The sequence below is a fragment of the Nostoc sp. FACHB-133 genome, assembly GCF_014698055.1.
In the GTDB taxonomy this organism is placed as follows: Bacteria; Cyanobacteriota; Cyanobacteriia; order Cyanobacteriales; family Nostocaceae; genus Nostoc.
Genome location: NZ_JACJSH010000058.1, coordinates 1 through 22,998 on the forward strand (window position 1 = coordinate 1; position 22,998 = coordinate 22,998).

A 22,998-nucleotide genomic window follows, 5' to 3' on the forward strand; every position below is an offset into this window, starting at 1 on the left:
GAGACAATGTTTCGCGGGAGATGCGGTTTGTAAGTGGGTGGTGGTGGCGAGACAAGCGCTAGGGCTGCACTCTCACAGAGTAGCGAGGGATGAGGTAAAGCGTCCTTGATCCGGATTCTTTGTGGGCGATAGGTTTCATATAAAGTATCTTTTAGTCCATCTGTAGCAAACCATTCGACGACTTCGTATTCCAACACTACTATGTCGTCTGGAAGAGAGGAAACAGTTTCTGGTTGTGCAACTGTAGTACGTTTTGGCAATTGAACAACAATTGCCTTCGCAGCAGCTTTGATTTTTTCTGAGCGTTCCCACGAAGACCTCTGTGGCAACTGCTCAATTAATGCCAGTATTTCAGGCAAATCCAAGGTTTCAGAAATATAGGGGATTTGCCTGTGATTATCAGCCGGAACCTTGTCAATTACTGTGATTCTGGTGTCAATTTGCGTACCATGTTTTGAGTACACCTTGCCGTTAATCCCAACAGATAGTAGAACTCGCGCAAAATCCTGCCACTTAACAAAAGTCTCTCGCCAGCTTGGGTTAGCCGGAGAAAACCAGTTGGCTGTGATTGTTACCAGCCGTCCACCGTCAGCCAGTCTTTGCAATGCCGAGTTGATGTGGCTCTTAGTTGCGTCCGGGTTGCGACTGTTGATTTTGGGAGATGCGGAGAAAGGCGGATTCATCAGCACAACTGAGGGCTGAGTCTTGCCAACCAGATAGTCGTTGATCTGTTCCGCGTTTACTGAGAATAATGGTGTACCAGGGAATAATCGCCGCAGAATCTTACTTCTATCGGGTGCTAGCTCGTTTAGCATCAGACTTGCACTGTGCAATTTAGCCATTTGTGCTAACAAACCAGTCCCGGCTGATGGCTCCAGCACCAAATCAGTAGCTTGTATAAATCCTGCTTTGGCTACCAGATAAGCAAGCGGCAGAGGGGTCGAGAATTGCTGAAGCTGTACTGACTCTTCACTGCGGCGAGTATGCGTCGGGCAGAGAGCTACTAACTTCTCCAATTCCAATAATACTGTTAGCGGCGACTCTAATAAAAGCTTGTAACCTTTTTGACGCAGATATAATATTTGCGCTACTTCCACAGCTTCGTAAGCGTCTTTCCACTGCCACGCACCAGACGCGGCAGTGCCTAGAAAGTAGCGATTCATCTGGGAAGAAACAGTTTTCGTAGAGAGAGGGCGATTATCTATTAAAACTTTTGCAAGCTCTTGGGCAACATTAATAACTGACTGCCCATAATCGATTACTGTTTGCAAATCGAATAAAGAACCTTGAGTGAAAAGTTGCTGTACCATTGCATCACTCACAATATTATTTTTTCACTTTTGCTATGGCGAAGCCTTCCTCTTACTAATAAATGAGGCAAGTAATTGCCTCATTTAAACCTTTGAACGTTCAGATATTTATTCTTCGGTGATCAGCCGAGGCTTAAAAAGCGAATTAGCCAGCTTTACGCGGTCTGCCTAGCTTGCGCTTGCCTGAAGAATTTACATCAACCTTTTTAGTTTTCGGTAACTTGTTGGCAGCATTGTTAGCTTTATTTGAACGAGTAGTACGTTTTGGTTGCGGTGAAATCTCTTTAACTGAAGGCAGTAATCTCAATGTAGGGAATGAGAGACTAACTGCTTCGTTACTGGTACGATGAACAACTTCATCATCTAACGCCCAAGGATCTGGCAATTTTTCAAAAGTCATCGCTTGTGGTGTGATTACTTGTGATACTGATGGGATTGTAGAAGCCGCTATATTTAGATTGCTAACCAAAACCACATTACTAGCATAAGCAGCCGATACAAATAGTCCATTAATGAACTGGAATATAAGGAGAGTAACAAATGCCCAAAAGATAGCTACGATTGCCAAAGTGAGTAGAGATTGCATATCAATGATTTTTCCTCAACTAAGGATTTGTAATTTTCAACTAGTCTACGCAAAGCGTTCTTAAGCCTTGTTCAAATGTGAAGCGAATTTGAAAAGATTCTCTCTTCAAGAGAGGAATTCACTCTAAATTTAGCGTAGCCTCTCTCTGATTTAACTCAGCGAAACTTTTCCGTTATTTTAAAGCTTAGTTATAAAATGAAACAGCTTTTAGTATTTACCTATTTGAAGATTTCAAGTTTTATAGTTATAAACTTGTTTGACCAATATAAGCATTGGGTTAAGTCTATGGTTAAGATTTAATTTGTTAGCTAATTGTTGAGATAAAAGATTTTGTTCAAACGAAAAATATGCCCAGCCTAACTACCGACTTAGTTCGCTCCTACCTTAAAGAAATCGGACACTACCTTCTGCTAACTCCTGAGCAATAAATTATAAATGCAAGGGCGTTGCAGCAGATAATGGCGATTGAAGAACAACGCTTAAGCCTCGCACTTGAACTAAACCGACAACCAATAACAATTCGCAATTCGCAATTAATAATAGCCCAAGCATTTATACGAGGGCTTGAATATTGATGCTATATGTTTTGTTTTTTTCATAATTGAAATTACAGGCTTTGATTCCAAGATGAATCAATTATCAATTACGTCCGCAATTGCGAATTGCGAGTTGCGAACTGGAGACGGCTAGTGGTATCTGTTGCGAAAAAGTACCAGAATCACAATTTAGATTTTCTCGATTTGCTTCAAGAAGGGGCATTAGGTTTACAAAAGGGGATCGAAAAGTTTGATCCCAACTGAGGCTATAAATTATCGACCTACGTTTACTGGTGGATTACGCAGTCAATTACACGGGCGATCGGAGAAAAATCTTGCACAAACCTTGTTTTGAGGAAATGTTGTGCAATTTTTCTCACTAAGTGCAAACTTATATTTCCAAATGTTGAGCTTTATTTAGTCTTATAAAACTTTTGGACTGGCTGGGAATGCTAAATACAACACTTGAATGTCCTTTTATTTGACAGTGGTGAATAACGTTCATTAGCCTCATACCCAGTTCATCCTAATACTTAGGCTTAGAAAAATGATACCTGTTCTTCCCAGTTACAACTTTATTGAAGCTCTGTATGAAGGTGTCAATACCGTTATTTATCGCGCTTCCAAGCAGTCAGATCAAACTCTTGCGATCGTTAAAGCCCTGAAAGCTGAGTATCCCAGCCTCGAAGAAGTAACCCGACTCAGACATGAATATAAAATCTCACAGACGCTAGTAGATATAGAAGGAATTGTCAAGTCTCTAGCTTTAGAAAATCATCATAACGGTCTAGCCCTAATTTTGGCAGACTTTGGTGCAGAATCTCTGAAAAAGTATATTAGCGATCGCCAATTATCATTAACCGAATTTCTCACAATAGCCATTCAGTTAGCATCCACTCTCACTCAACTGCATCAAGCCAAGATTATTCATAAAGATATTAAACCTGACAATATTGTTATTAACCCAAAAACCGGACAAGTTAAAATTATCGACTTCAGTATTGCATCGCGGTTAGAAAAAGAAAATCAAAGCATCAGCAATCCCAATTTACTAGAAGGCACTCTCGCCTATATGTCACCGGAGCAAACCGGACGAATGAATCGGTCAATTGATTACCGTACCGACTTTTATTCTTTAGGCGTTACCTTTTATGAAATGCTGACAGGTTCGCTGCCCTTTAATGCCGCTGACTCTCTGGAATTTGTTCATTGCCATATTGCTAAAACCCCAATAACGCCTCAAGAGTTCAATCCAAAAATTCCTTCAGCAGTTTCTGATATTGTAATGAAATTGTTAGCTAAAACTGCTGAAGATAGATATCAAAGCTCTCTAGGACTAAAAGCCGATTTAGAAACCTGTCTGACTCAGTTGCAGACGAATGGCGAAATTTCCCACTTAATTGTCGGTCAACTAGATTCATACAGCCAATTTTCCATTCCCCAAAAACTCTACGGACGGGAAATAGAAGTTGCTACTTTGTTAGAAGCATTCGATCGCGTCAGTTCTGGTACTACGGAAATGATGCTAGTTTCTGGTTACTCAGGCATCGGTAAATCGTGCTTAGTTTCCGAAGTTCACAAACCGATTGTGCGCCAGCGGGGTTATTTTATCTCCGGTAAATTTGACCAGTTCAAGCGGAATATTCCTTTTGCTTCTCTAATTCAAGCATTCCAAGATTTGATGCGGCAATTGCTAACAGAAACCGATGAGCAAATAGCCGTTTGGAAATCAAAACTAATAGATGCCCTCGGCTCTAACGCTCAAGTGATTATAGACGTTATTCCCGAATTAGAAGGGATTATTAGCCCGCAGCTAGTAGTTCCTCAATTAGGGTCATCAGAATCACAAAACCGATTTAATCGGGTGTTTCAACAATTCATTCATGTATTTAGTCAACCCGAACATCCGCTAGTTTTGTTTCTGGATGACTTGCAGTGGGCAGATTCAGCTTCCCTCAAGCTTATCCAGTTAATTATGACCGACCCAGATAGCCAATATCTATTGCTAATTGGTGCATATCGAGATAACGAAGTAAGTCCAACTCATCCCTTGATTCAGACCTTGGAGGAGATTCAACAGACTGGTGCGATCGTAAATAACATTATCCTCCAGCTTTTGGATATCGCTCACGTCAATCAGTTAGTAGCCGATACTCTTCGTAGTGAAATTTTAAAGGTAAAACCGCTAGCTGAGTTAGTTTTTACAAAAACCCAAGGCAATCCATTTTTCTTAACTCAATTACTCAAATCTCTTTATCAAGACAACTTATTATCATTTGACTTTGAGCGCAGTTTTTGGCAATGGAATATTGAGTTTATTCAGGGAGTTAATATAACTGATAACGTCGTTGAATTGATGGTCAGTCAAATTCAAAAACTATCTGAAAAAACACAGAATGTGTTAAAGTTGTCCGCCTGCATTGGAGACAAGTTTACTTTAGATATGTTGGCGATTATTAATAAAACATCTCAGTCAGAAACAGCAGCAGATTTGTGGGAAGCTCTGCAATCAGGTTTGGTTCTGCCCCTCAACAATTCCTACAAAACACCGCTTGTTTTTGACTCAGAACAAATGGAGGCTGAGAACAGGCGATCGCACATTAACCAGCCCCCATTACCCATCACCTATAAGTTCTTACACGACCGGGTGCAGCAAGCATCTTATTCTCTCATTCCAGATGACCAGAAAAAACAGACTCACCTAAAAATCGGTGAATTGCTACTCAAACATACCTCGGAAACGGACATTGAAGAAAACATTTTTGAAATTGTCAACCAACTAAATGTTGGTGCTGAATTCATTACCATACAGCCTCAAAAAGATAGACTGGCTCAACTCAATCTTATAGCTGGGCAGAAAGCAAAAGCAGCAACAGCGTATGAATCATCTGTTAAATATTTAAATGTAGGTTTGGAACTTCTTGCAGCAGATAGTTGGAAGTGTCAGTATGACATGACACTCAATCTCTATGTAGAAACAGCAGCAGTAGAATTTCTCAACACTAACTTCGAGCGAGCAGAAATGCTTTCTGATGTAGTTTTATCACAGGCAAAAACCTTGCTCGAACGAGTCCAGGTGTACGAGACAAAAATGCAGTTTTATATTGCTAAAAACCAAATGCAAGCTGCGTTAAATACCGGAATGCAAGTGCTGAAAATGCTAGGGTTGCCTTTAGCAGCGAAATCCCCAACAAGACTAACTAGATTGAATTTAGGAGGGAAAAGGATTGAGGATTTAATAGAATTGCCAGAAATGACTGATGTTTATAAATTAGCTGCACTGCGAGTCTTGATCAATCTGATTCCTCCGGTTTATATTGCAGCACCCGAACTTTATCCCCAGGTCGTTTTTAAAATGACCAATCTATGTCTCAAAGATGGAAACTCTCCTCTGTCAGCTTATGCGTATGTACTTTATGGAATGTTCCTATGTGGCGCTTTTGAAGACATGGATTCTGGCTATCAATTTGGTCAACTAGGCTTAAAGCTGTTAAATCAATTCAATGCTAAAGAAATGACGGCGAAAATCTATGAAACATTTAATTATTTTATCAGGCATTGGAAAGAGCCAGCTATTAATACTATAGAACCGTTAATTGAGGGTGTCCAAAGAGGTCTAGAAACAGGAGATTTAGAATATGCTTCTTATTCGGCTTGTTTTTATTGTACGCATTTGTTTTTTATCGGTGAAAATCTAGAAATAGCTCTCCAAAGACAGGCGGATTATATTGCTTTGATGCAAAGAAACAAACAAGAGTTTCAAATTATCTATGCTCAGATAGTTCGACAAACAGGTTTGAATTTAATTAAGAAAACATCAGAACCAGATCGATTAATTGGCGAAAGTTTTGATGAAAATAAAATGTTGCCAATTCTGATAAATAGCAATAATTATATGGCTATTTATCCTATCTATGTTTCTAAACTGATTCTAGGTTATTTATTTAGAAATTACGATCGCGCTGCTGAGGATGCCTTGCTGGCAGAAAAATACGAACAAGGTGGACGAGCGTTGATGTACAAAGCTGAACACAAGTTCTACTCTTCTCTGACTCTCTTAGCTTTGTATCCCAGTGCATCAAAAAGCGATCGCCAACAATATTTCAGCCAAGTGATAGCGCAGCAGAAAAAAATGAAGCAATGGGCGTTGCATTCTCCTGCTAACTACCAGCATAAGTACGATTTAGTGGAAGCAGAAAAAGCACGAGTATTGCAACAAGATGCCAAAGCGATCGCGTTTTATGACCGAGCCATAACTGGAGCCAGAGAACATGGATATATTCAAGAAGAAGCCCTAGCCTCAGAACTAGCAGCAGAGTTCTATTTTGCTTGTGGCAGAGAAAAAGTTGCTAATACCTATCTCAACGATGCCTACTATGGATATGGTTGCTGGGGAGCGAAGGCAAAAGTCAAAGACTTGGAAAAAAGATATCCTCAACTATTTCGGATATCAAAGCGAGAAACCGTCAGTACGAACGCGACTCGGATGATAAGCTATACAGGTGAAAATGCTTCAGACTCGCTAGATTTAGCCACAGTTATGAAAGCATCTCAAGCCCTTTCTGGTGAAATAGTTTTGGGCAAGTTGTTGGCTAAATTAATGACAATTGTGCTAGAAAATGCTGGCGCTCAAACAGGCTACTTAATTTTAGAAAAATCAGGAGAACTGCTAATAGAAGCATCAGGAGCAGTAGACAAAAATGATGTAACTGTGCTACAAGGAATTTCAGTCTCAACCAGTCAGCAGCTACCAATTTCATTGATTAACTATGTAGCCCGAACTAAAGAAAATGTTGTCCTCATTAATGCAACTTGTGAAGGAACATTTACCACAGATACATACATCGCCACCCATCAACCCAAATCGGTTTTATGTACACCGCTCATCCATCAAGGAAAACTTAGTGGCATCCTTTATTTAGAAAATAATCTCACCATTGGTGCATTCACATCAGATCGCTTAGAAGTATTACAACTGTTATCCTCTCAAGCGGCAATTTCCATTGAAAATGCTCGTCTTTATAAAGACTTAAAATTAGCCAACACTAACTTAGAAGCCAAAGTACAAGAGCGAACTTTAGAGTTACAAGAAAAAAATGTGCATCTGCAAAAAGCAGAAGAAATCGCCCAATCAGCCAACCGTGCTAAAAGCGATTTCCTTGCCAACATGAGCCATGAACTGAGAACACCACTTAATGGCATTTTGGGTTACGCCCAAATCCTTAAACGAGACAAAAGTTTAACTAACTCACAAAAAGATAGTATAGGTACTATTCATCAGTGTGGCGACCATCTCTTAAACCTGATCAATGACATTTTAGACCTCTCTAAAATTGAAGCGAGAAAAATGGAACTCCACCTAACGGATTTTCATTTCCTAGATTTTCTCGAAGGCATTGCCGAAATCTGCCGTATCCGCGCCGAACAAAAAGGTATTTGCTTAATTTTTGAACAAATTACTCAACTTCCTATAGGTGTCAAAGCTGATGAAAAACGGTTGCGGCAAGCTTTGATTAACTTACTGGGTAATGCCGTTAAGTTTACTGAAACTGGAGGCGTGGCTTTCAAAGTCGGCTATCAGGAAGGTAAAATTCGGTTTCAGGTGGAAGATACAGGAATTGGCATGGCACCAGAGCAATTAGAAGAGATATTTTTGCCGTTCCAGCAGGTAGGAGATCACAATCGCAAAGCAGAAGGAACGGGATTAGGACTGGCAATTACCCGCCAATTAGTTCAGATGATGGGTGGCCAAATCCAGGTAAAGAGTAACTTAGGAAAAGGGAGCGTTTTCTTCTTTGATTTAGATTTACCCGAAGTTTCTAAATACGCTGATGTTATCAAAAAAGAGCAACGAAATATCCAAAGTTTTAAAGGTGAGAAGCGGAAAGTTATCGTGGCAGATGACAGACTAGAAAATCGGGCAATTTTAGTCAAGATGCTATCGCCTTTAGGATTTGAAATGATAGAAGCAGTAGATGGTCAAGATTGTCTCAATAAGGCATTTGAATTAAATCCAGATTGTATCTTAATGGACTTGATGATGCCTCAAATGAATGGCTTTGAAACTACTCGTCGCATTCGGCGATCGCCTGAACTAAAGAATGTGATCGTGATTGGCACTTCTGCCAGTGTTTTTGATTTCGATCTCAACAAAAGTAGAGAGGCGGGTTGCAATGATTTTTTACCTAAGCCCATCCGCATAACAGAGCTTTTAGAAAAGTTACGGCATCACTTAGAACTGGAATGGATTTATGATGATGGGGAAACTCAAGTATATAAAGGTAACAAAGAAGAAAATTCTCAGCAATCATTGGTAGCTCCCTCCGCAGACGAAATTGCGATTCTGTTGAATTTAGCAATGAAAGGCGATCTCAAACGGATTGTGGAGCGAGTTACTCACTTGGAAGAAGTGGATGTTAAATATACACCTTTTTCTTTAGAGTTGCGTCAATTAGCTAAAGGTTTTCAAGTTAAAAAAATTCGTGAAATTCTAAAAAATATAGGGGTAAATTAATGAGTATTTCCAACATTGAAAATAGCATTATCTTAATCGTTGATGATAACCCGACAAATTTAGGAGTATTATTTGATTTCTTGGCTGACTCTGGCTTCCAAGTGTTGGTGGCGCAGGATGGCGAAGATGCAATTGAACAAGTCGAATATGCTCTCCCCGATCTAATTTTGTTAGATGTACTCATGCCTGGTATGGACGGGTTTGAAACTTGTGAACACTTGAAAGCTCAAGAATCAACTAAAGACATCCCCGTAATTTTTATGACGGCGCTTTCTGAGACGGTTGATAAGGTCAGAGGGTTGAATCTTGGGGCGGTGGATTACATCACTAAGCCGCTTCAGCATGAAGAGGTTTTAGCTCGTGTCAAAATCCATTTAAGCATCCGAAATCTGACGAAGAGACTGCAAGAACAAAATGTGCATCTAGAGCAGGAGATTCAAGAGCGAACTAAGGCAGAGAACGCCCTCTTAAAACTGACATCTGAGTTAGAAGAACGGGTGGAACAAAGAACGGCTGCGCTTGGACAATCTAATCAGCTGCTGCAACAGGAAATTCAAGAGCGCATTTGTACAGAGCAAGCATTGCAGGAATCAGAAGCACGTTATCGAGAACAAGCCAATCGGCTAGAACTTGCCTTTCGCCAACTTCAAGAAACTCAAAGCCAACTGGTTCATAGTGAAAAAATGTCCAGTCTGGGACAATTGGTGGCAGGTGTCGCCCATGAAATTAACAATCCTGTCAACTTTATCTATGGAAATCTGACTCACGCCTATCAATATACCCAAGATTTACTTAACCTTCTGAATCTCTATGCCAAGTACACTCCCTCACCGCTACCTGAAATTCAACAACTGGCTGAAGCGATAGATTTAGAATTTCTGAGTGACGACCTACCCAAATTGCTGAGTTCGATGAAGGTTGGGGCTGACCGTATCCGCGAAATCATTCAGTCGTTACGGATTTTTTCTCGCGTGGATGAAGCCCAAATGAAGCTGGTGGATATTCATGCTGGGCTAGATAGCACGTTGCTGATTTTGCACAATCGGTTTAAAGCCAGTTCTAACCAAATAGGTATTCAACTCGTTAAAGATTATGGCGATCTACCGCTTGTGGAGTGTTATGCAGGACAACTCAACCAAGTGTTTATGAATCTACTGGCGAACGCAATTGATGCTTTGGAGGAGTATGATAAACAGCGATCGCCCCAAGAAATTTACTTTTGCCGCAGCACGATTAGGATTCGCACCGAAGTAACTGACAATGAGTTTGTGACTATTTGGATTGGCGATACTGGCCCCGGCATGACAGAGGAAGTACGCGATCGCTTATTCGACCCCTTCTTTACCACAAAACCCGTAGGTAGAGGCACGGGTTTAGGCTTGTCGATTAGCCAGGAAATTATTGTTTCTAAACATGGTGGTCAAATAACGTGCATTTCAGCACCTGGTCAGGGAACAGAGTTTATGATTAAAATTCCGATGCGATCACACCCTTTAGAATCAGTAAACCAAAAAGTTTTTTCCCAAGAGCGATGCCTGCGCCTGGCTACGCCTACACTAATTAAGTTTACGTAATCTAAAGTCCTATCTTTTACTAATTACAGAATTACTACTTGGGGTAAATATAGCGTAGGTGACACTGTAACCAGACCCAAAATTTGTCAGGTCTGAAAGCATAACTGAGTAATTCAATGTCACTTATCCTTTAAGTGACATTGAATTATAAGCATAAGCACGTAAAAACGTCAATATAATGGTTCCACCAACACAATAAGCATTTGAAGCTATTTTACCCCTGGTGTTAACTACGCTATATCTGCCCCAAATAAAACACGGATTACAGAACCGATGCCCAGCAAAACTATTGAAGTCCGAGAGTACACCGTCAGAGCGCACAAGCGGGAAATTCATACTCGCGTTTTCAACTTTGTGTGTAAGCAGTGTGAACAACCCACACAACGAGAAACCTTTGGTGTGCGACCGCTCTACTGTGAAAGATGTCGTCCGCCACAAGCACCCAAGAAATCAGTAGTCCCTCTTAGAAAACGGAAGCCCAGAGCTATGACTTATAGGAGTGATGAGAGTAAGCTAGGATAATTTTTTGTCAAAGATTGGTAGTCAGTGGTGGTGACTCAAAATCAAGCAAGAAAGTTGATTTCAGTCCCCACCTTTAACTTCGTATTCAACTCAAAAGCTTACTTTTCCACCCCAGCATCAATCATTTTGGCTAAAGACTCAGCGTTAAATCTCGTCAGCGATTCTGCTAACTGCTGAAAATATCGGTATTGCTCATCTGCATACTCCCCTGGTTCTAATTCTAAAAGCTCACAAAATTTGAAGTAATCAACTTTCCAATTAAATTCAGCAATGCCATTGGCGAACTTTTCGGCCATTTGACGTGATTGAATGCTAGCTGTTGATGGTTGACCATTATGGTTGTAAATGCTGCCTTGTTCTGTCATCTTATTCGTTTGATAGTATATTTATACTATCAAGTATTTTAGTTCTCTCCGAAGCTTAATGAAAGTAAGGCAGAGGAAGCGTTTGGCAACATTTAAAACATAGCTGGTCTTTCTTTAGTCTTGCAGTAAAGGTACGTAGCCTTCTTGAACCGTAGGCATCACTCAAGCGCAAAATAGATAATTGAAAATATACATTTCCCCTGAAGATAGATTTATTCTGTATTCATCCCTGTCTTGTAGAAAATGATTTTGGTACACACAATGCCAAAGTTATTGTTCTTGCTGCCATAAATAAAGACATTGATAGCCATAGTAAATGACTATTATGGAAATACATTGCTGTAATTGCTGATGGAATAAAACCGATTACAGTGGCTTTCAGCATAGCTTGGCGAAGTGTATGACCTTGAGTCAACCCTAGAAAATAACCGTCTAGCGCATAAGCAACTGAGCCAAAACCCAAAACTGGTAACAACCAAGGAATATAAGAACGTAAATTATTGATAATATCAGTATGATTGGTCAGCAATCTTAACAGTGATTCTGGGGCAAAAATAAATGCAGTAGCAAACATTAATCCGATAACCAAGCTACTGACTACAGAAGTTTGCAACAGTTGTTTTAAAGAAGTAATATTTCCACTACCTTGAAAAATTCCAGCCAAGCTCTCAGTAGCGAATGCCAAGCCATCAATGAAATATGCTGCCAAGCTCACCAATTGCATCAGTAGGGTATTTGCCGCCAGAATTTCAGTTCCTAACATAGAACTGAGATTGCTAAACATCGCCATTGTCGAAATTAAAGCGAAAGTCCGAATAATAATTTCTCCATTCAGCATGAAAGCTGATTTTAAAGCAGATAGGTTAAATACTTCCCCAATTGAAGCTTGTATTTGTTTAAATGAAATTGTTTGACAATATAGCAAAGTACCTACTATTAGCATGAGATACTGACTAGTGGCTGTCGCTAATCCAGCTCCTCTACTTGACCATCCCCACTGAACAATAAATAGATAATCAAGTAGTACATTTGCACAATTACTAATAGCTGAAAGCAACAACACTTTACTACTTTGGGCTTGTCCAAGAAACCAACCAATCAAGACAAAGTTAATCAATGTTGCTGGGGCACCCCATATTAAAGCATTATAGAAATCAACACCAGAAGTTTTAACTTCTGGTGTAGCACTTAGAATTGCAAAGCCTAATATTTGTAAAGGTTTTTGAAATATCAGGATGGCAAGTCCTAATATCAGCGCTAAAATTCCATGCTGTAAACTAATCAGTACTGCCGATTGGTTATCTTTACGCCCTATAGCCTGTGCAACCATTCCAGTTGTACCCATGCGTAAGAAACCGAATGTCCAATAAATATAATTGAATAAAATTGTTGCTATTGCCACACCTGCTAAATGACGAATCTCCGTTAAATGCCCTAAAAACATTACATCTATTAGTCCTGCCAACGGAACCATTAGATTTGAAAGAACATTTACAGATGCCAGTTTTAGAAAACTGCGGATGAATACTGAACGTTGAGCAAAGATAGACAAAATTAGTAAATCCCTTGACCACAACAATGACCTACATTGGAGTTATTTTTTCGGCTTAACCGAACAGTATTGTAACAAGTCCAAGTATCTCATCAGTCGTGAGCTTGTCTCAAAGCCCAGTATATACCCGATGGTCAAACTGAACTGGTCCTAAAAGCCGGAGTTCATACTATTTCTTGGTGCTGGAATCTGTTTGTTCTTGTGGCCAAAATTGAGAGCAAATCAAAGCCATTCAGGCAATGAGGAACCTAACGGCGATGACGGTAAATCCCAATACATCGGACAACCTTCTATAACTAAAGGTGGTTTCAGACGCTGTGCCGCCCCCCACGCGGTAGCTTCGATGGCTGGATCGAGATCATTGCTATTCTCCGCCTCAATCTTTGCAGCAAGACCATTTTCAACCGGATAACAAGCAAGTATTGCTGCTGTTCTGGCAAGCGAAGCCCGTACTTCCATACCTTGGCCGCTCGTCACACGCCTAATTAAGCCTCGTATCGCTGCTGCTGCAAGCAAATACCCCGTTGCATGATCAAGAGCCTGCACGGGCAACGGAAATGGGCAGTTTTTATTTGCTTTGACCATCCCGGTATGTGCAATACCGCTTGACATCTGTACCAGGCTATCAAATCCCCTACGCAATTTCCATGGCCCGTTCCAGCCATAAGCATTGAGTGAAATATCAACCAGCCCAGGACGCAACTTTTGTCTTTCTTCACTGTCAAGACCAAGATGTGCCAGTGCGCCAGTTCGATATCCATGTATAATTACATCAGCATCACCCAACAGTTTTTTCAGTGTGGCCATACCGTTGGCATTCTTTAGATCAAGCCGGGCACAGCGCTTGCCTAATACAACTTCCGGCACAGCACCTGGTTCTTCCCATCCTATCGGATCAATACGCAATACTTGCGCCCCATAACTGGCAAGAAACCGTGTGGCAACGGGGCCAGCAAGAACTCTGGTCAGGTCAAGTACACGTATGCCTTTTAAAGGCCGCCCTGCCGGAATTAGCCAGTTTGGCATCTGAGCGGAATCCGTAGCAGAAATGTGCATAAGCGGCTCAGTGGCTACCGCTCGCCCCTGAGCGTGCATGCTCCAATCTTCTGCTGATCTCATAACGGCGGCACAACCGTTTGCAGAAACTATTGCATCTTCAAGCTCATTTGCTTGCCAACTCGCAACAGCCTTCGTTACGGCTTCTCTATCTTCTGAACAACCAAGCACTTGCAGTGCAGCACGGCGATGGTGCGGTGCATTGGTGTGTAATCTTATCCAGTGGTCACTTGCCTTATAATCACCGGCCACTGCATCCCATTGCGGAGGCAACTGCCACCCTATTGGACGTAAGGATCTAGAAAACCACATGGATGTAAGCCGTCGATCCACCTGAATTAGCGGCATCTTGCCACTGCGTATGGCAATAAATTCGGCAACCGCCATTCCAGCAGATGCAAGGGATGCTATCGCCAAATCGGTAACAGCATAGACCGATGCCAGATCACCAACACCAGATACATTGAGAATATCCATTGGGGCAAGCGACCCGCCAAATGCTTCCTGGATTTCTGCTATGATGGCTTTATGCATGGCCATAATATACCATCAAGCCGGCGCTTCCGGTATGGCGATGTACTGTGATTTGAATCATAAAATAAACTTTTAGCTCAAGATATGTTTCAAAAAGAGTTAACCATATTTTAGTCATTTTGAACCATTTTTTGGTCGGAAAGTTGATGAAAGAGCTAATTGTTTTGTGCAATTTTAAAGTTTTCAGGCTAAAAAACTTCAGGCTTTATTATGATTCATTTTTTCAACACGCGGTCATGAATTAATACAAAATTTTATTTGTCTGTTGCCTGCAAGCTCTGTAATTTCGTTAACTTTTGGTCAAGTTATGGTTCATAATTTGGCCATTTTTTGGGTAAAACCATAGTGAGTCTTACGTATAAAGTTATGTTAAAGTGTGTGCGAGTCTGAAGTGCTTTTTTCTAAATGCGAATGCTATTAATAGCCAATACTGTTTTTGAAATAGGAATTGGTTGCGTATTTCTCTTCTTTCCAACTTTGCTTAATCTGGATAGCCAACTGTCTATTTCTTTAGTGCGGGTAATTGGATGCGGTGCTTTGTCTTTGGGGACTTTGAGTTTTTTAATGCTGGATTTGACTGATAAAAAAGAACTAAAACCGGGATTAATCGCTTTGTCTATTTTTCATAGTCTGGTATCGAGCGCCCAAATTTACAGTTTTCTTGGCAGCATGATTAATACACTTATAATCATTGTACATTCAGTATTTGCAGTGTTATTTACCAGTGTTTTATGGCAACTAATTAGATAAATTTAAAAGTGCTTCAGTTAATAACACATCCGTGCCTGGGCGATCGCTTTGCGACAACAATGACAGCAGTCGCATTAAGCGGGCGCTTACTGCGACTGAGCGGACAGCGCCTTGCGGTAAACGATTTTGTCAGCGCCCGCTTGATAGAAGTCGCGTATGCTTGCTTCTTCTTCATAACCGCACTTGCAGTAGAACGCTCGCGTGCGCTCGAAGTCCAGCGTACCTGACGTTTCCACCAATAGTACACGCCTAGCGCGTGTCATCAATGTTTGCTCAACCTAGCGTAGCAGGGTCGCACCACATCCTTGTTTTGGCGGTCGGGTCGGATAGCAATCAACTGTAGATTCCACGTCTGATCAGTCATTCGTTCTATCTCGCAGTAAGCGACCCCCACCGCCCCGTTGTCATCGTCGGTAATCCAAAAGCGTTCAGTCCATTGGCGCAGATGGGGTAATATTTAAGCGATCACCAATGGGGAAGGGTGCGCGAAGACTACAGCCCTAACGGTACTGCATGGGACTATTTCACCCATGACCAAACCCGTTCTCGCGCCTACCGTTGGGATGAAGATGGGATTTTTGGTATTTCTGATAATCATCAACGGCTTTGTTTTGCGTAGGCGTAGCCCGTCGTAGACATCGCTCTTTGGAATGGTGAAGATTCTATTCTCAAAGAAACCTTAGCTTGGTCTATTAAATAAAGGAATTCACAACCTCATGGCAATTCATAACTTTACTCTATCCCGCCAGTTATTACGCAACTTGTCCATGATTTCGCTGACTGTTTTACTCTTATATGGTGCATCTCGTGTGATACTTCCTGCTCCGGCCATTGATATCTCGACTGCCATACCGCAGGGAAAGCAAGTAGCAGTTTTCGGTGGTGGGTGCTACTGGGGAATGGAAGCAGTTTTTGAGCATCTATTAGGTGTTTCTGATGCCATTTCTGGCTTTTCTGGGGGTGATGCAAGAACCGCAGACTACGCGATTGTTAGTGCTGGATTAACCAATCATGCTGAATCAGTAAAAGTCACCTACGATCCATCACAAATATCATATAGCCAGCTTCTGAAGGTCTACTTTTTGGTAGCGCATGACCCAACAGAGTTGAATCGACAAGGCCCCGACTCAGGTAAGCAATATCGTTCGGTCATCTTTTTTGCTAACGATGAGCAGAAGCAAGTTGCACAAGAATATATCGCTCAACTCAACAAATCGCGAATCTTCGACAAGCAGATTGTGACAGAATTAGCTACCTTGAAAGGTTTTTATCAGGCTGCGGCATACCATCAGAATTATATCGCACGTCATCCGAGCGATCGCTATGTTGTAATGAATGACTTGCCGAAACTGGCTAAACTTCAAGCAAAGTTCCCTGATATGTATAGCAAGTAAGGGGATTTGCAGCATTCGACTTTTAATATCCCCTTAATCCAGTGAAAGATTAGCCTATCCTGTAAGACGCTCGTCGCTGCTTCTTTTGATATTGCTGATGATACTCTTCTGCTTTGTAAAATTGCGATGCAGGTACAATCTCCGTCACAATTGGATTTTTATGATAACGAGAACTATTTTCAAGCTGCTCCTTGGAGGCTCTTGCTAATAATTCCTGCTCTGGAGTGTGGAAAAATATCACTGACCGATATTGATAACCAACATCTAGCTCCTGATGGTTTGATGCTGTGGGGTTGTGCTTATTCCAAAACACATTTAGCAGTTCATTATAAGATACTATTGTTGGATTGTATTTCACTTCCACTGCTTCAGCATGTCCAGTTTTGCCTCTACAGACATCTTCGTAGGTTGGATTCTCAAAGTGCCCGCCAGTGTAACCAACTGCTGTAGAAGTTACTCCCTTTACTTGACGAAATGTTGCTTCAACTCCCCAGAAACAGCCTGCTCCAAATGTCGCTTTTTGTAGATTAGCATTTTGCATATCTTTGACAACTCTTTTATGATAATTTTAAGTGAAATTTATCGAATCAGACAAATACGTTATAAGGAAATATTGCCTCAATACTGCCTGATTTATTTTAATTATTAGAGTGACAGATTATTCTGAGATGAGTCTGATACAAAGCTGAATATTATCTAAAAATTGGAAAATTAGTTTAATTTAAAATTTATCTACTACTACAGTACGGCGTAAATAAAACACCCATTCCAAATCAATGAAAAGCTTGTAGTATCGGGATTACGCCAAGCTGTACTAGCTTTTGCTAACTATAGGAATATTTCTTAGAATACTCACTATTTCAATTGGGTCTAACCGTTTAGTATAATCTGCATCAACAAAAGCATAAACGATTTTTCCGTCTCGATCAACTACAAATGTAGCTGGAATAGGTAGTTCAAAAGACTCATCTCCATTGTATCTAGGTAACACATGACCCTTTGACTCTAATATAGGTCTTAGATACTCCGGGATTTGAAACACAATGCCAAATTGACGAGCAATCATATTGCTGCGATCGCTCAATACTTCATAAGTTAGTTCATGTTTTTCTACAGTTGACATGGTATGACGATTAGTTTGAGGTGAAATAGCAATTATTGATGCTCCTAATGTTTTAATTGCAGGTAATGCTTGTTGGAGTCCTGCTAGTTCCAAGTTACAGAAAGGACACCAAGAACCTCGATAAAAGGAAATAACTACAGGCCCACTAACTAGTAGTTTTTTTAATTCTACTGCTTGGCTGAAAGCATTAGGTAGAATGAAATTAGGAATAATATCTCCTACCTTTAAAGTTTGTTCAATTATACCTGAAGAAATTAGCTCATTTTTGAGAGACTCTGTAAAATTCATCGTAATTTTCCTGAAAGTTAACTTCTACTTTTATGTACCTTTATAGAGAAATACTGTTGCAGTAAATTTACTGAAATAAGAAAAGTAGACTTTTGGATTTGCATTACTGGGATAATTGCTTTAGATTATAAGGGATGATTATCATTTAATATTCCTGTTGTTTTTATACACGTTAAGCTATCCGTTCAAAATCCTGGTTCATAAAGCGTTACCACTTCTATTTTCCACCAAGGGTCGTAATTGGTTTATGATCCTTCTATACACCAAGAACTTTACCCAGATAGTCAGAGTAATTATGTGAGGAAAGCTTGTAGATACAAATTAGCGACAATATCAGCAGCAGCCCACTCAAGTTTTTTGGTGTGCCAACGAACCGGATTTGTTGAGACTTGAATAGAAAAATTGATAGATTCAACATAACTTTAATCCTCTTTTATTGTTACCCAATCACTCAAAACAGCTATACAGCAAGCGGTCAGTGCTGGCCTTCTTAAGGTCTTACTTTCATATTTAGCAATATCACCACCCTCTAATTCGTTTTGCTCAAAAGAAACTCCAATTACATCAAAAACCTTATTAGCAACATCAAGAGAAATAGATTTCGACCAAGACATATTTACTCCCATAAATCCAAGAGTTCAGCTAAATAATTAAAACCAATCTTCAACTACTTCAACTTATTCCCCTTTTTGAACCAATAATTTCCCAGACACTCCAGCCGTAAAACCCAACCCAATCGCCGCTACAGTAACACTAGGCTTGATAAATAACGTCGCAATTCCGATAACTGCACCCCAAAGACAGCCATAGCAGCAAAGGATAATCAACTGATTTTTGGGTTTAGCCCTTTCGTCTGATATTGTATGAACGAGCAGGATTTAGCCGTTCAGCAGGAATATAGCTTAGGAAATACCAATGAACTTAAGCATTCAACAGATTGTGCCGGAGGACGTTGCATTAATGGAAGCTCTATTAGCGACCTTTGGTGAGGCGTTCGATGAGGTGGAAACATATAGAAATCCCCCTAGCGCAGACTACCTGCGGCAACTGCTCGATAGTGACTACTTCATTGCGATCGCCGCATTGAAAGAAGGTGAGGTCGTTGGCGGTCTTACTGCCTACGAGCTTAAAAAGTTTGAGCAGGAGCGCAGTGAGATTTACATCTACGATCTAGCTGTTGCCTCTGCACACCGACGGCAGGGGATCGCAACGGCATTAATTCAAAAGCTGAAGGAAGTAGCAGCAGCTTATGGAGCTTATGTCATTTTCGTCCAGGCGGATATTGGTGATGATCCAGCCATTAAACTTTATACAAAGCTGGGTGAGCGCGAAGACGTGTTGCATTTCGACATATCAGTTAATAGCGGCAATGACAATGCCTAATGCTTATCTGAGTGTTTCATGATTGAGATTTGTGGTGAGCGATTGTCAGCCTTAGCATCAGCCGAAATTCAAGGCTTGGAGTTTAATGGCTTAGTGGTATTTGAAGATTTGTTAATGGCACTAGGGCAGCTTTTCTAAAAATCACAGCAACGCTTGCTAGGACGAGAATTTAAGAATAATTGAGAGATTTTAATCAAAATACGCTCGCTACGGCAATTGTGCGGATTTATAAAGTTAGCTGATTAATAAGTCCCGCACAAACACGGATTCATTCCTGCCGCCTTTCAGTAAAACTGCATTATACAAGTTTTGAAGGTGCATTTATGGCTGATACTGCAATGTTAGATAACCGTATAAATAAGCAAATAAAATTTGAACCATTAGAATCGACAGTAGCAGCAACAGAAGAAGAGTCAGTAATATTAGCCGAAAAGCTCACACAGGTGGCAATTCCTTTACAAGTATTGTTACAAGCACTGAGTATAGCAAAATACGATAAGTCAGCAGCTTTTCAATACGCTGACAAATACCTAAAGAATATCAAAAAGTCGAAATGGGTTATTATCAAAACGGCTTGAAAATTTCCCATGTAACGCTCGGTTGGATATTTTTCTCCTGATGTAAATTCTCAGTTTTGATTATTTCAGCATCATTTTTCGCCATCATGGTCAACAACTTTACAAGCCTTACCTTTGTATCCTGCGTCCTTGACAATATGATTCAGCTTTAAGGCAGATTCTAATGCTTCAGTTCTATCAGGCAAATTGGTTAACACATCCGCTTTTGTGCCAGAGTTAGATTCTATATGAACTGAGTAAGTCACTTTAATCCCTATTTGTCTTTATCTCCTATTGCTCTATAGTCAAATTCTATATCTTGCTTAAAAGCTATAGTTAATCTTCAATTTTATCTCCCACCCAATCCCGGAAAAAACTTACTCTAAACACTTTGCTCTTTTGATGCTGATTCTTGTGAGTCTAAAATATTCTGTACCCCTCGCTGATTACTCTGAATCTCCTGCATATTAAGAGCGTGAATAGTTTGGGCTAACACTGGATTGTCTTCTAACAATTCAGCCTCAAAGCTTAACTCCTGCTGCAACAATTGAGCATTTCGGCGCAAGAACATCTGCTGATTGTGTCGTTGTATGATTTGGGATTCAGTCAGGTGTAATTATTCTGCATAACCTAGAGCTTTACAAGCGTGCCGTTGGGCTATTCGCCTGCCTTGTATTTGCGTATTAGCCCTGATGTTTGGAAGTCATTCAGGAGGTGCAAACTGTGCAAATACCTCGGTCCCTGTCAGGTTTTTAGTTTCATTGGCAAAACAGTAATATTGGGGCTTTTCATCAATGAATACCTGATGATCGAAAACAAGACCTTCAGAACTATCGAATAGTCCAACGGGGATGAAATACTGGTTACTTTGTTTCAAATTGTAAAATAGATGGCTACCACACTGCTTACAGAATCCACGTTCTGCCCACTGTGACGATTGATAAACCCCAATATTTTCTTTACCAGAGAAGCTAACATCACTTTTACAATCAACAACGAACAGAGGCCCTCCGCCCCAATTGCGGCAGATACTACAATGACACGCTCCCACACTTTTACTCATGCTAGTTGTAGAAAGACTTACTGCTCCACACAGGCAACTACCTTTTGCAATGCTTACGTTAGACATATTATTTTCTCTGACTCCATGCAGGCGCTCCAATTACTCATATTTTCCCCTATTTCATACTGGAAATGCCAAGAATATTAAGTAGTTCGCTTTCGTGACTTTGCTCTTTTAAAGGTAAGAGCAAAGTTACGAAACAACTTTTACAATTTATTATCTAGAAAGCTTGCTGAGAGACTATTTATAAAGTAAATCTTTAGAGAACAAGACGACGCAACATAATTTTGTGCTTGGCATTAGCGAGAAACGGGATATCAGATACAGGTTTTGGTTAACATAGAAATTCCCCTGACATTGCAAATCAACTATGCCCAAGACCTGGAATATCAAGATAGATAACTATATTCAAGCCAACCCCAATTGCATCATCGCCACCGCCCATGTAGACTCATTCCCTATAGACCTGCCGCTAGAACCGAACATCCGCGAACCGAACCGCAAAAGCGCGACCTACAGACAAATCTTCGACTCACTGACCACCGAACCTGGAAAATTCTTCTCTCGCCACAGTGGAATCGTTCTGTCAGCGAATATTGCTAAACCTGTCAAGAACAAAACTGAACTAGAGCTAGAAGTCTTAGAAGCTAACGAGGGGGGTAGCGATGGCATTATCAACGGTGGGCATACAGTTTTAGCATTTGAGCAAGCGAAAAATTACAACTACAATTTAACCGAAGCCAGAGTAAAAGTTACGATTCACATCGGGCTGACTGAAGAATCAGCCAAAGATATAGCTCTAGCTTCAAATACCACAACGCCAGTAGATTCTCGCTCCAAAGTCAACGCCAGAGGTGATTACAAATTCATCAAGCAGTATTTAGCCCAGTTAGAGAGAGCAGAAGATAGGAAATTCCGCATTGCCTATTACCAAAACCAAAGCGGCGCTCCCAGAAATGCCCAATGCAATGTCACCCATTTGCTGAAGCTCCTTTACTGCCTCGACAGAAATAAATACAACCCCGACAGCAATAAACGAACCAAACATCCAGCAGGGATGAGTCTTCCAAGTAACATCACAGATGCAGAAAGGGAAAGATTAACCGCCTTACTGCCTCTCTTGACTCATGCTTTGTGGATAGAGCAAAGACTCTACGAAATAATCCAAGAATATATCAGCAACCCCAGAAGAAAGGGTGCTAACGACCTAGCATCAATTGATATACGTAAAACTACATTGTTGCCTGATAGCAAGTACTCTTTTGGGTTTGGTGCGCCAACTGACCTGGCACTGCCGATAATTGCGTCCTATCGGGTATTTCTAGACAAGGACTATAAATGGATTCTGCCGTTTAACGAATTTGCTGAAGATTTCCTGCAACACTTGTGGAATAACTATTTCCGTAAATACTTGGTGTCAGAGAAAACAGCAGGAAATACAGTCGGTACAAAAATCAGCCGCAATCAAGAGATTTGGGAAAGTCTTTATATCTCGGCGCAGAGTTATCTCAATTCTTCTTTGGTGAAAATGGTTAACTCCAATAAGTCAGAAGAACCGAAGGTTACAGAAGGTGCAAACAAGAGGACAAAAAGGAAAAGCAATGCGACTACTGTGCCTAAATAAATAGCTTTTTACTGTTCGATTTAGTTCATTAAGGTTAAACGTTGTAGGGGCTTAAGTGCCAGCCTGTAGCTCAAGTAGTACTGCAATGATCTCCATCGGCTCTACACGTTTTGTAAAGTCTAGATCAACAAAGGCATAAGCAACTCTACCATCTGGAGCAATTACCTTCTTAGCTTTGTCAGGAAACAAAGCAAAAAAGTTATATCAGCCTTAGCAAGAAACCCTTAGTAAAATTAAGAAATATTATGTTTAGGTAAAGATTCTGTA

General features: G+C 40.6%; 21 protein-coding genes and 4 pseudogenes. 11 read left to right on the plus strand and 14 right to left on the minus strand.

What is annotated here, in order from left to right; translation table 11 throughout:
• A pseudogene (locus tag H6G86_RS30355) lies at positions 1-1,310 on the minus strand (methylase); the annotation flags it as partial.
• 145 nt (positions 1,311-1,455) lie between these two features.
• Positions 1,456-1,896, minus strand: a complete 441-nt coding sequence (locus H6G86_RS30360; RefSeq protein ID WP_190937425.1) for a hypothetical protein — start codon at positions 1,894-1,896, stop codon at positions 1,456-1,458.
• 347 nt (positions 1,897-2,243) lie between these two features.
• On the opposite strand from H6G86_RS30360, the gene H6G86_RS40045 reads away from it, so the two are divergent.
• From H6G86_RS40045 to H6G86_RS30385, 5 genes and pseudogenes are all read left to right on the plus strand, one after another.
• A complete protein-coding gene (locus H6G86_RS40045; RefSeq protein ID WP_190937450.1) occupies positions 2,244-2,324 on the plus strand; it encodes a sigma-70 factor domain-containing protein in 81 nt (26 codons plus the stop codon).
• A gap of 255 nt (positions 2,325-2,579) precedes the next feature.
• A pseudogene (locus H6G86_RS30370) lies at positions 2,580-2,774 on the plus strand (sigma-70 family RNA polymerase sigma factor); the annotation flags it as partial.
• Between the two features lie 205 nt (positions 2,775-2,979).
• A complete protein-coding gene (locus H6G86_RS30375; protein ID WP_190937426.1) occupies positions 2,980-8,946 on the plus strand; it encodes a hybrid sensor histidine kinase/response regulator in 5,967 nt (1,988 codons plus the stop codon).
• Entirely contained in the window at positions 8,946-10,520 is a 1,575-nt protein-coding gene (locus tag H6G86_RS30380) for a hybrid sensor histidine kinase/response regulator (protein WP_242065042.1), read from the plus strand. The genes H6G86_RS30375 and H6G86_RS30380 overlap by 1 nt, the downstream gene beginning before the upstream one ends.
• Positions 10,521-10,793: 273 nt before the next feature.
• Complete coding sequence (locus H6G86_RS30385; RefSeq protein WP_190937427.1) at positions 10,794-11,042, plus strand: hypothetical protein; 249 nt, start codon at positions 10,794-10,796, stop codon at positions 11,040-11,042.
• 98 nt (positions 11,043-11,140) lie between these two features.
• Here the strand turns inward: H6G86_RS30385 and H6G86_RS30390 are convergent, their stop codons facing one another.
• From H6G86_RS30390 to H6G86_RS30400, 3 genes are all read right to left on the minus strand, one after another.
• Entirely contained in the window at positions 11,141-11,407 is a 267-nt protein-coding gene (locus H6G86_RS30390; RefSeq protein ID WP_069071784.1) for a hypothetical protein, read from the minus strand.
• Between the two features lie 223 nt (positions 11,408-11,630).
• Entirely contained in the window at positions 11,631-12,959 is a 1,329-nt protein-coding gene (gene gntT / locus H6G86_RS30395; RefSeq protein ID WP_242065043.1) for a guanitoxin biosynthesis MATE family efflux transporter GntT, read from the minus strand.
• Between the two features lie 222 nt (positions 12,960-13,181).
• A complete protein-coding gene (locus H6G86_RS30400; protein WP_199338482.1) occupies positions 13,182-14,549 on the minus strand; it encodes a CoA transferase in 1,368 nt (455 codons plus the stop codon).
• Positions 14,550-14,954: 405 nt separating this feature from the next.
• On the opposite strand from H6G86_RS30400, the gene H6G86_RS30405 reads away from it, so the two are divergent.
• Positions 14,955-15,299, plus strand: a complete 345-nt coding sequence (locus H6G86_RS30405) for a hypothetical protein (protein ID WP_190937429.1) — start codon at positions 14,955-14,957, stop codon at positions 15,297-15,299.
• Between the two features lie 86 nt (positions 15,300-15,385).
• Here the strand turns inward: H6G86_RS30405 and H6G86_RS39025 are convergent.
• A pseudogene (locus tag H6G86_RS39025) lies at positions 15,386-15,732 on the minus strand (GNAT family N-acetyltransferase); the annotation flags it as partial.
• Between H6G86_RS39025 and H6G86_RS30410 the strand changes: the two are divergent.
• Positions 15,701-15,915: pseudogene (locus H6G86_RS30410) on the plus strand (hypothetical protein); the annotation flags it as partial. The pseudogenes H6G86_RS39025 and H6G86_RS30410 overlap by 32 nt on opposite strands.
• Before the next feature lie 100 nt (positions 15,916-16,015).
• Positions 16,016-16,693 carry a peptide-methionine (S)-S-oxide reductase MsrA gene (msrA, locus tag H6G86_RS30415; RefSeq protein ID WP_190937430.1) on the plus strand — a complete coding sequence of 226 codons (678 nt, stop codon included), beginning with the start codon at positions 16,016-16,018 and terminating at the stop codon, positions 16,691-16,693.
• Positions 16,694-16,742: 49 nt separating this feature from the next.
• Here the strand turns inward: msrA (H6G86_RS30415) and msrA (H6G86_RS30420) are convergent, their stop codons facing one another.
• From msrA (H6G86_RS30420) to H6G86_RS30435, 4 genes are all read right to left on the minus strand, one after another.
• Positions 16,743-17,234 (minus strand): peptide-methionine (S)-S-oxide reductase MsrA, encoded by a 492-nt coding sequence (gene msrA, locus H6G86_RS30420; protein WP_190937431.1) that lies wholly within the window; start codon positions 17,232-17,234, stop codon positions 16,743-16,745.
• Positions 17,235-17,507: 273 nt separating this feature from the next.
• Entirely contained in the window at positions 17,508-18,104 is a 597-nt protein-coding gene (locus tag H6G86_RS30425; protein ID WP_190937432.1) for a peroxiredoxin-like family protein, read from the minus strand.
• 256 nt (positions 18,105-18,360) lie between these two features.
• The gene (locus tag H6G86_RS30430) at positions 18,361-18,522 is read right to left on the minus strand and encodes a hypothetical protein (protein WP_190937433.1); all 162 of its coding nucleotides are present in this window, start codon (positions 18,520-18,522) and stop codon (positions 18,361-18,363) included.
• Positions 18,523-18,526: 4 nt separating this feature from the next.
• A complete protein-coding gene (locus H6G86_RS30435) occupies positions 18,527-18,718 on the minus strand; it encodes a hypothetical protein (RefSeq protein ID WP_190937434.1) in 192 nt (63 codons plus the stop codon).
• Between the two features lie 301 nt (positions 18,719-19,019).
• Between H6G86_RS30435 and H6G86_RS30440 the strand changes: the two genes are divergently transcribed.
• Positions 19,020-19,487 (plus strand): AAC(3)-I family aminoglycoside N-acetyltransferase, encoded by a 468-nt coding sequence (locus H6G86_RS30440; RefSeq protein WP_190937435.1) that lies wholly within the window; start codon positions 19,020-19,022, stop codon positions 19,485-19,487.
• 323 nt (positions 19,488-19,810) lie between these two features.
• On the plus strand, positions 19,811-20,065 hold the full coding sequence (locus tag H6G86_RS30445; RefSeq protein WP_242065044.1) for a hypothetical protein: 255 nt from the start codon (positions 19,811-19,813) through the stop codon (positions 20,063-20,065).
• Between the two features lie 71 nt (positions 20,066-20,136).
• Here the strand turns inward: H6G86_RS30445 and H6G86_RS30450 are convergent, their stop codons facing one another.
• The 3 genes from H6G86_RS30450 to H6G86_RS30460 form a co-directional block, all read right to left on the minus strand.
• Positions 20,137-20,310 carry a hypothetical protein gene (locus tag H6G86_RS30450; RefSeq protein ID WP_190937436.1) on the minus strand — a complete coding sequence of 58 codons (174 nt, stop codon included), beginning with the start codon at positions 20,308-20,310 and terminating at the stop codon, positions 20,137-20,139.
• 116 nt (positions 20,311-20,426) lie between these two features.
• Complete coding sequence (locus H6G86_RS30455) at positions 20,427-20,615, minus strand: hypothetical protein (RefSeq protein WP_190937437.1); 189 nt, start codon at positions 20,613-20,615, stop codon at positions 20,427-20,429.
• A gap of 132 nt (positions 20,616-20,747) precedes the next feature.
• The gene (locus tag H6G86_RS30460) at positions 20,748-21,173 is read right to left on the minus strand and encodes a GFA family protein (protein ID WP_190937438.1); all 426 of its coding nucleotides are present in this window, start codon (positions 21,171-21,173) and stop codon (positions 20,748-20,750) included.
• Positions 21,174-21,477: 304 nt separating this feature from the next.
• On the opposite strand from H6G86_RS30460, the gene H6G86_RS30465 reads away from it, so the two are divergent.
• A complete protein-coding gene (locus H6G86_RS30465) occupies positions 21,478-22,731 on the plus strand; it encodes an AIPR family protein (RefSeq protein ID WP_190937439.1) in 1,254 nt (417 codons plus the stop codon).
• Positions 22,732-22,782: 51 nt separating this feature from the next.
• On the opposite strand, the gene H6G86_RS30470 is transcribed toward H6G86_RS30465, so the two are convergent.
• Positions 22,783-22,920, minus strand: a complete 138-nt coding sequence (locus H6G86_RS30470; protein WP_190937440.1) for a hypothetical protein — start codon at positions 22,918-22,920, stop codon at positions 22,783-22,785.
• Positions 22,921-22,998: the final 78 nt, after the last annotated feature.

Excerpts from the sequence above, each read along its gene's own strand:
- H6G86_RS30460 (WP_190937438.1), bottom strand. The coding sequence starts at position 21,173 with ATGTCTAACGTAAGCATTGCAAAAGGTAGTTGCCTGTGTGGAGCAGTA.
- H6G86_RS30425 (WP_190937432.1), bottom strand. The coding sequence starts at position 18,104 with ATGAATTTTACAGAGTCTCTCAAAAATGAGCTAATTTCTTCAGGTATA.
- H6G86_RS30445 (WP_242065044.1), top strand. The coding sequence starts at position 19,811 with ATGGCTGATACTGCAATGTTAGATAACCGTATAAATAAGCAAATAAAA.
- H6G86_RS30385 (WP_190937427.1), top strand. The coding sequence starts at position 10,794 with ATGCCCAGCAAAACTATTGAAGTCCGAGAGTACACCGTCAGAGCGCAC.
- H6G86_RS30380 (WP_242065042.1), top strand. The coding sequence starts at position 8,946 with ATGAGTATTTCCAACATTGAAAATAGCATTATCTTAATCGTTGATGAT.
- H6G86_RS30465 (WP_190937439.1), top strand. The coding sequence starts at position 21,478 with ATGCCCAAGACCTGGAATATCAAGATAGATAACTATATTCAAGCCAAC.
- H6G86_RS30360 (WP_190937425.1), bottom strand. The coding sequence starts at position 1,896 with ATGCAATCTCTACTCACTTTGGCAATCGTAGCTATCTTTTGGGCATTT.
- H6G86_RS30430 (WP_190937433.1), bottom strand. The coding sequence starts at position 18,522 with ATGTTGAATCTATCAATTTTTCTATTCAAGTCTCAACAAATCCGGTTC.
- H6G86_RS30440 (WP_190937435.1), top strand. The coding sequence starts at position 19,020 with ATGAACTTAAGCATTCAACAGATTGTGCCGGAGGACGTTGCATTAATG.
- H6G86_RS30400 (WP_199338482.1), bottom strand. The coding sequence starts at position 14,549 with ATGCATAAAGCCATCATAGCAGAAATCCAGGAAGCATTTGGCGGGTCG.
- H6G86_RS30405 (WP_190937429.1), top strand. The coding sequence starts at position 14,955 with ATGCGAATGCTATTAATAGCCAATACTGTTTTTGAAATAGGAATTGGT.
- H6G86_RS40045 (WP_190937450.1), top strand. The coding sequence starts at position 2,244 with ATGCCCAGCCTAACTACCGACTTAGTTCGCTCCTACCTTAAAGAAATC.
- H6G86_RS30390 (WP_069071784.1), bottom strand. The coding sequence starts at position 11,407 with ATGACAGAACAAGGCAGCATTTACAACCATAATGGTCAACCATCAACA.
- H6G86_RS30375 (WP_190937426.1), top strand. The coding sequence starts at position 2,980 with ATGATACCTGTTCTTCCCAGTTACAACTTTATTGAAGCTCTGTATGAA.
- H6G86_RS30435 (WP_190937434.1), bottom strand. The coding sequence starts at position 18,718 with ATGTCTTGGTCGAAATCTATTTCTCTTGATGTTGCTAATAAGGTTTTT.
- H6G86_RS30455 (WP_190937437.1), bottom strand. The coding sequence starts at position 20,615 with ATGTTCTTGCGCCGAAATGCTCAATTGTTGCAGCAGGAGTTAAGCTTT.
- msrA (WP_190937431.1), bottom strand. The coding sequence starts at position 17,234 with ATGCAAAATGCTAATCTACAAAAAGCGACATTTGGAGCAGGCTGTTTC.
- msrA (WP_190937430.1), top strand. The coding sequence starts at position 16,016 with ATGGCAATTCATAACTTTACTCTATCCCGCCAGTTATTACGCAACTTG.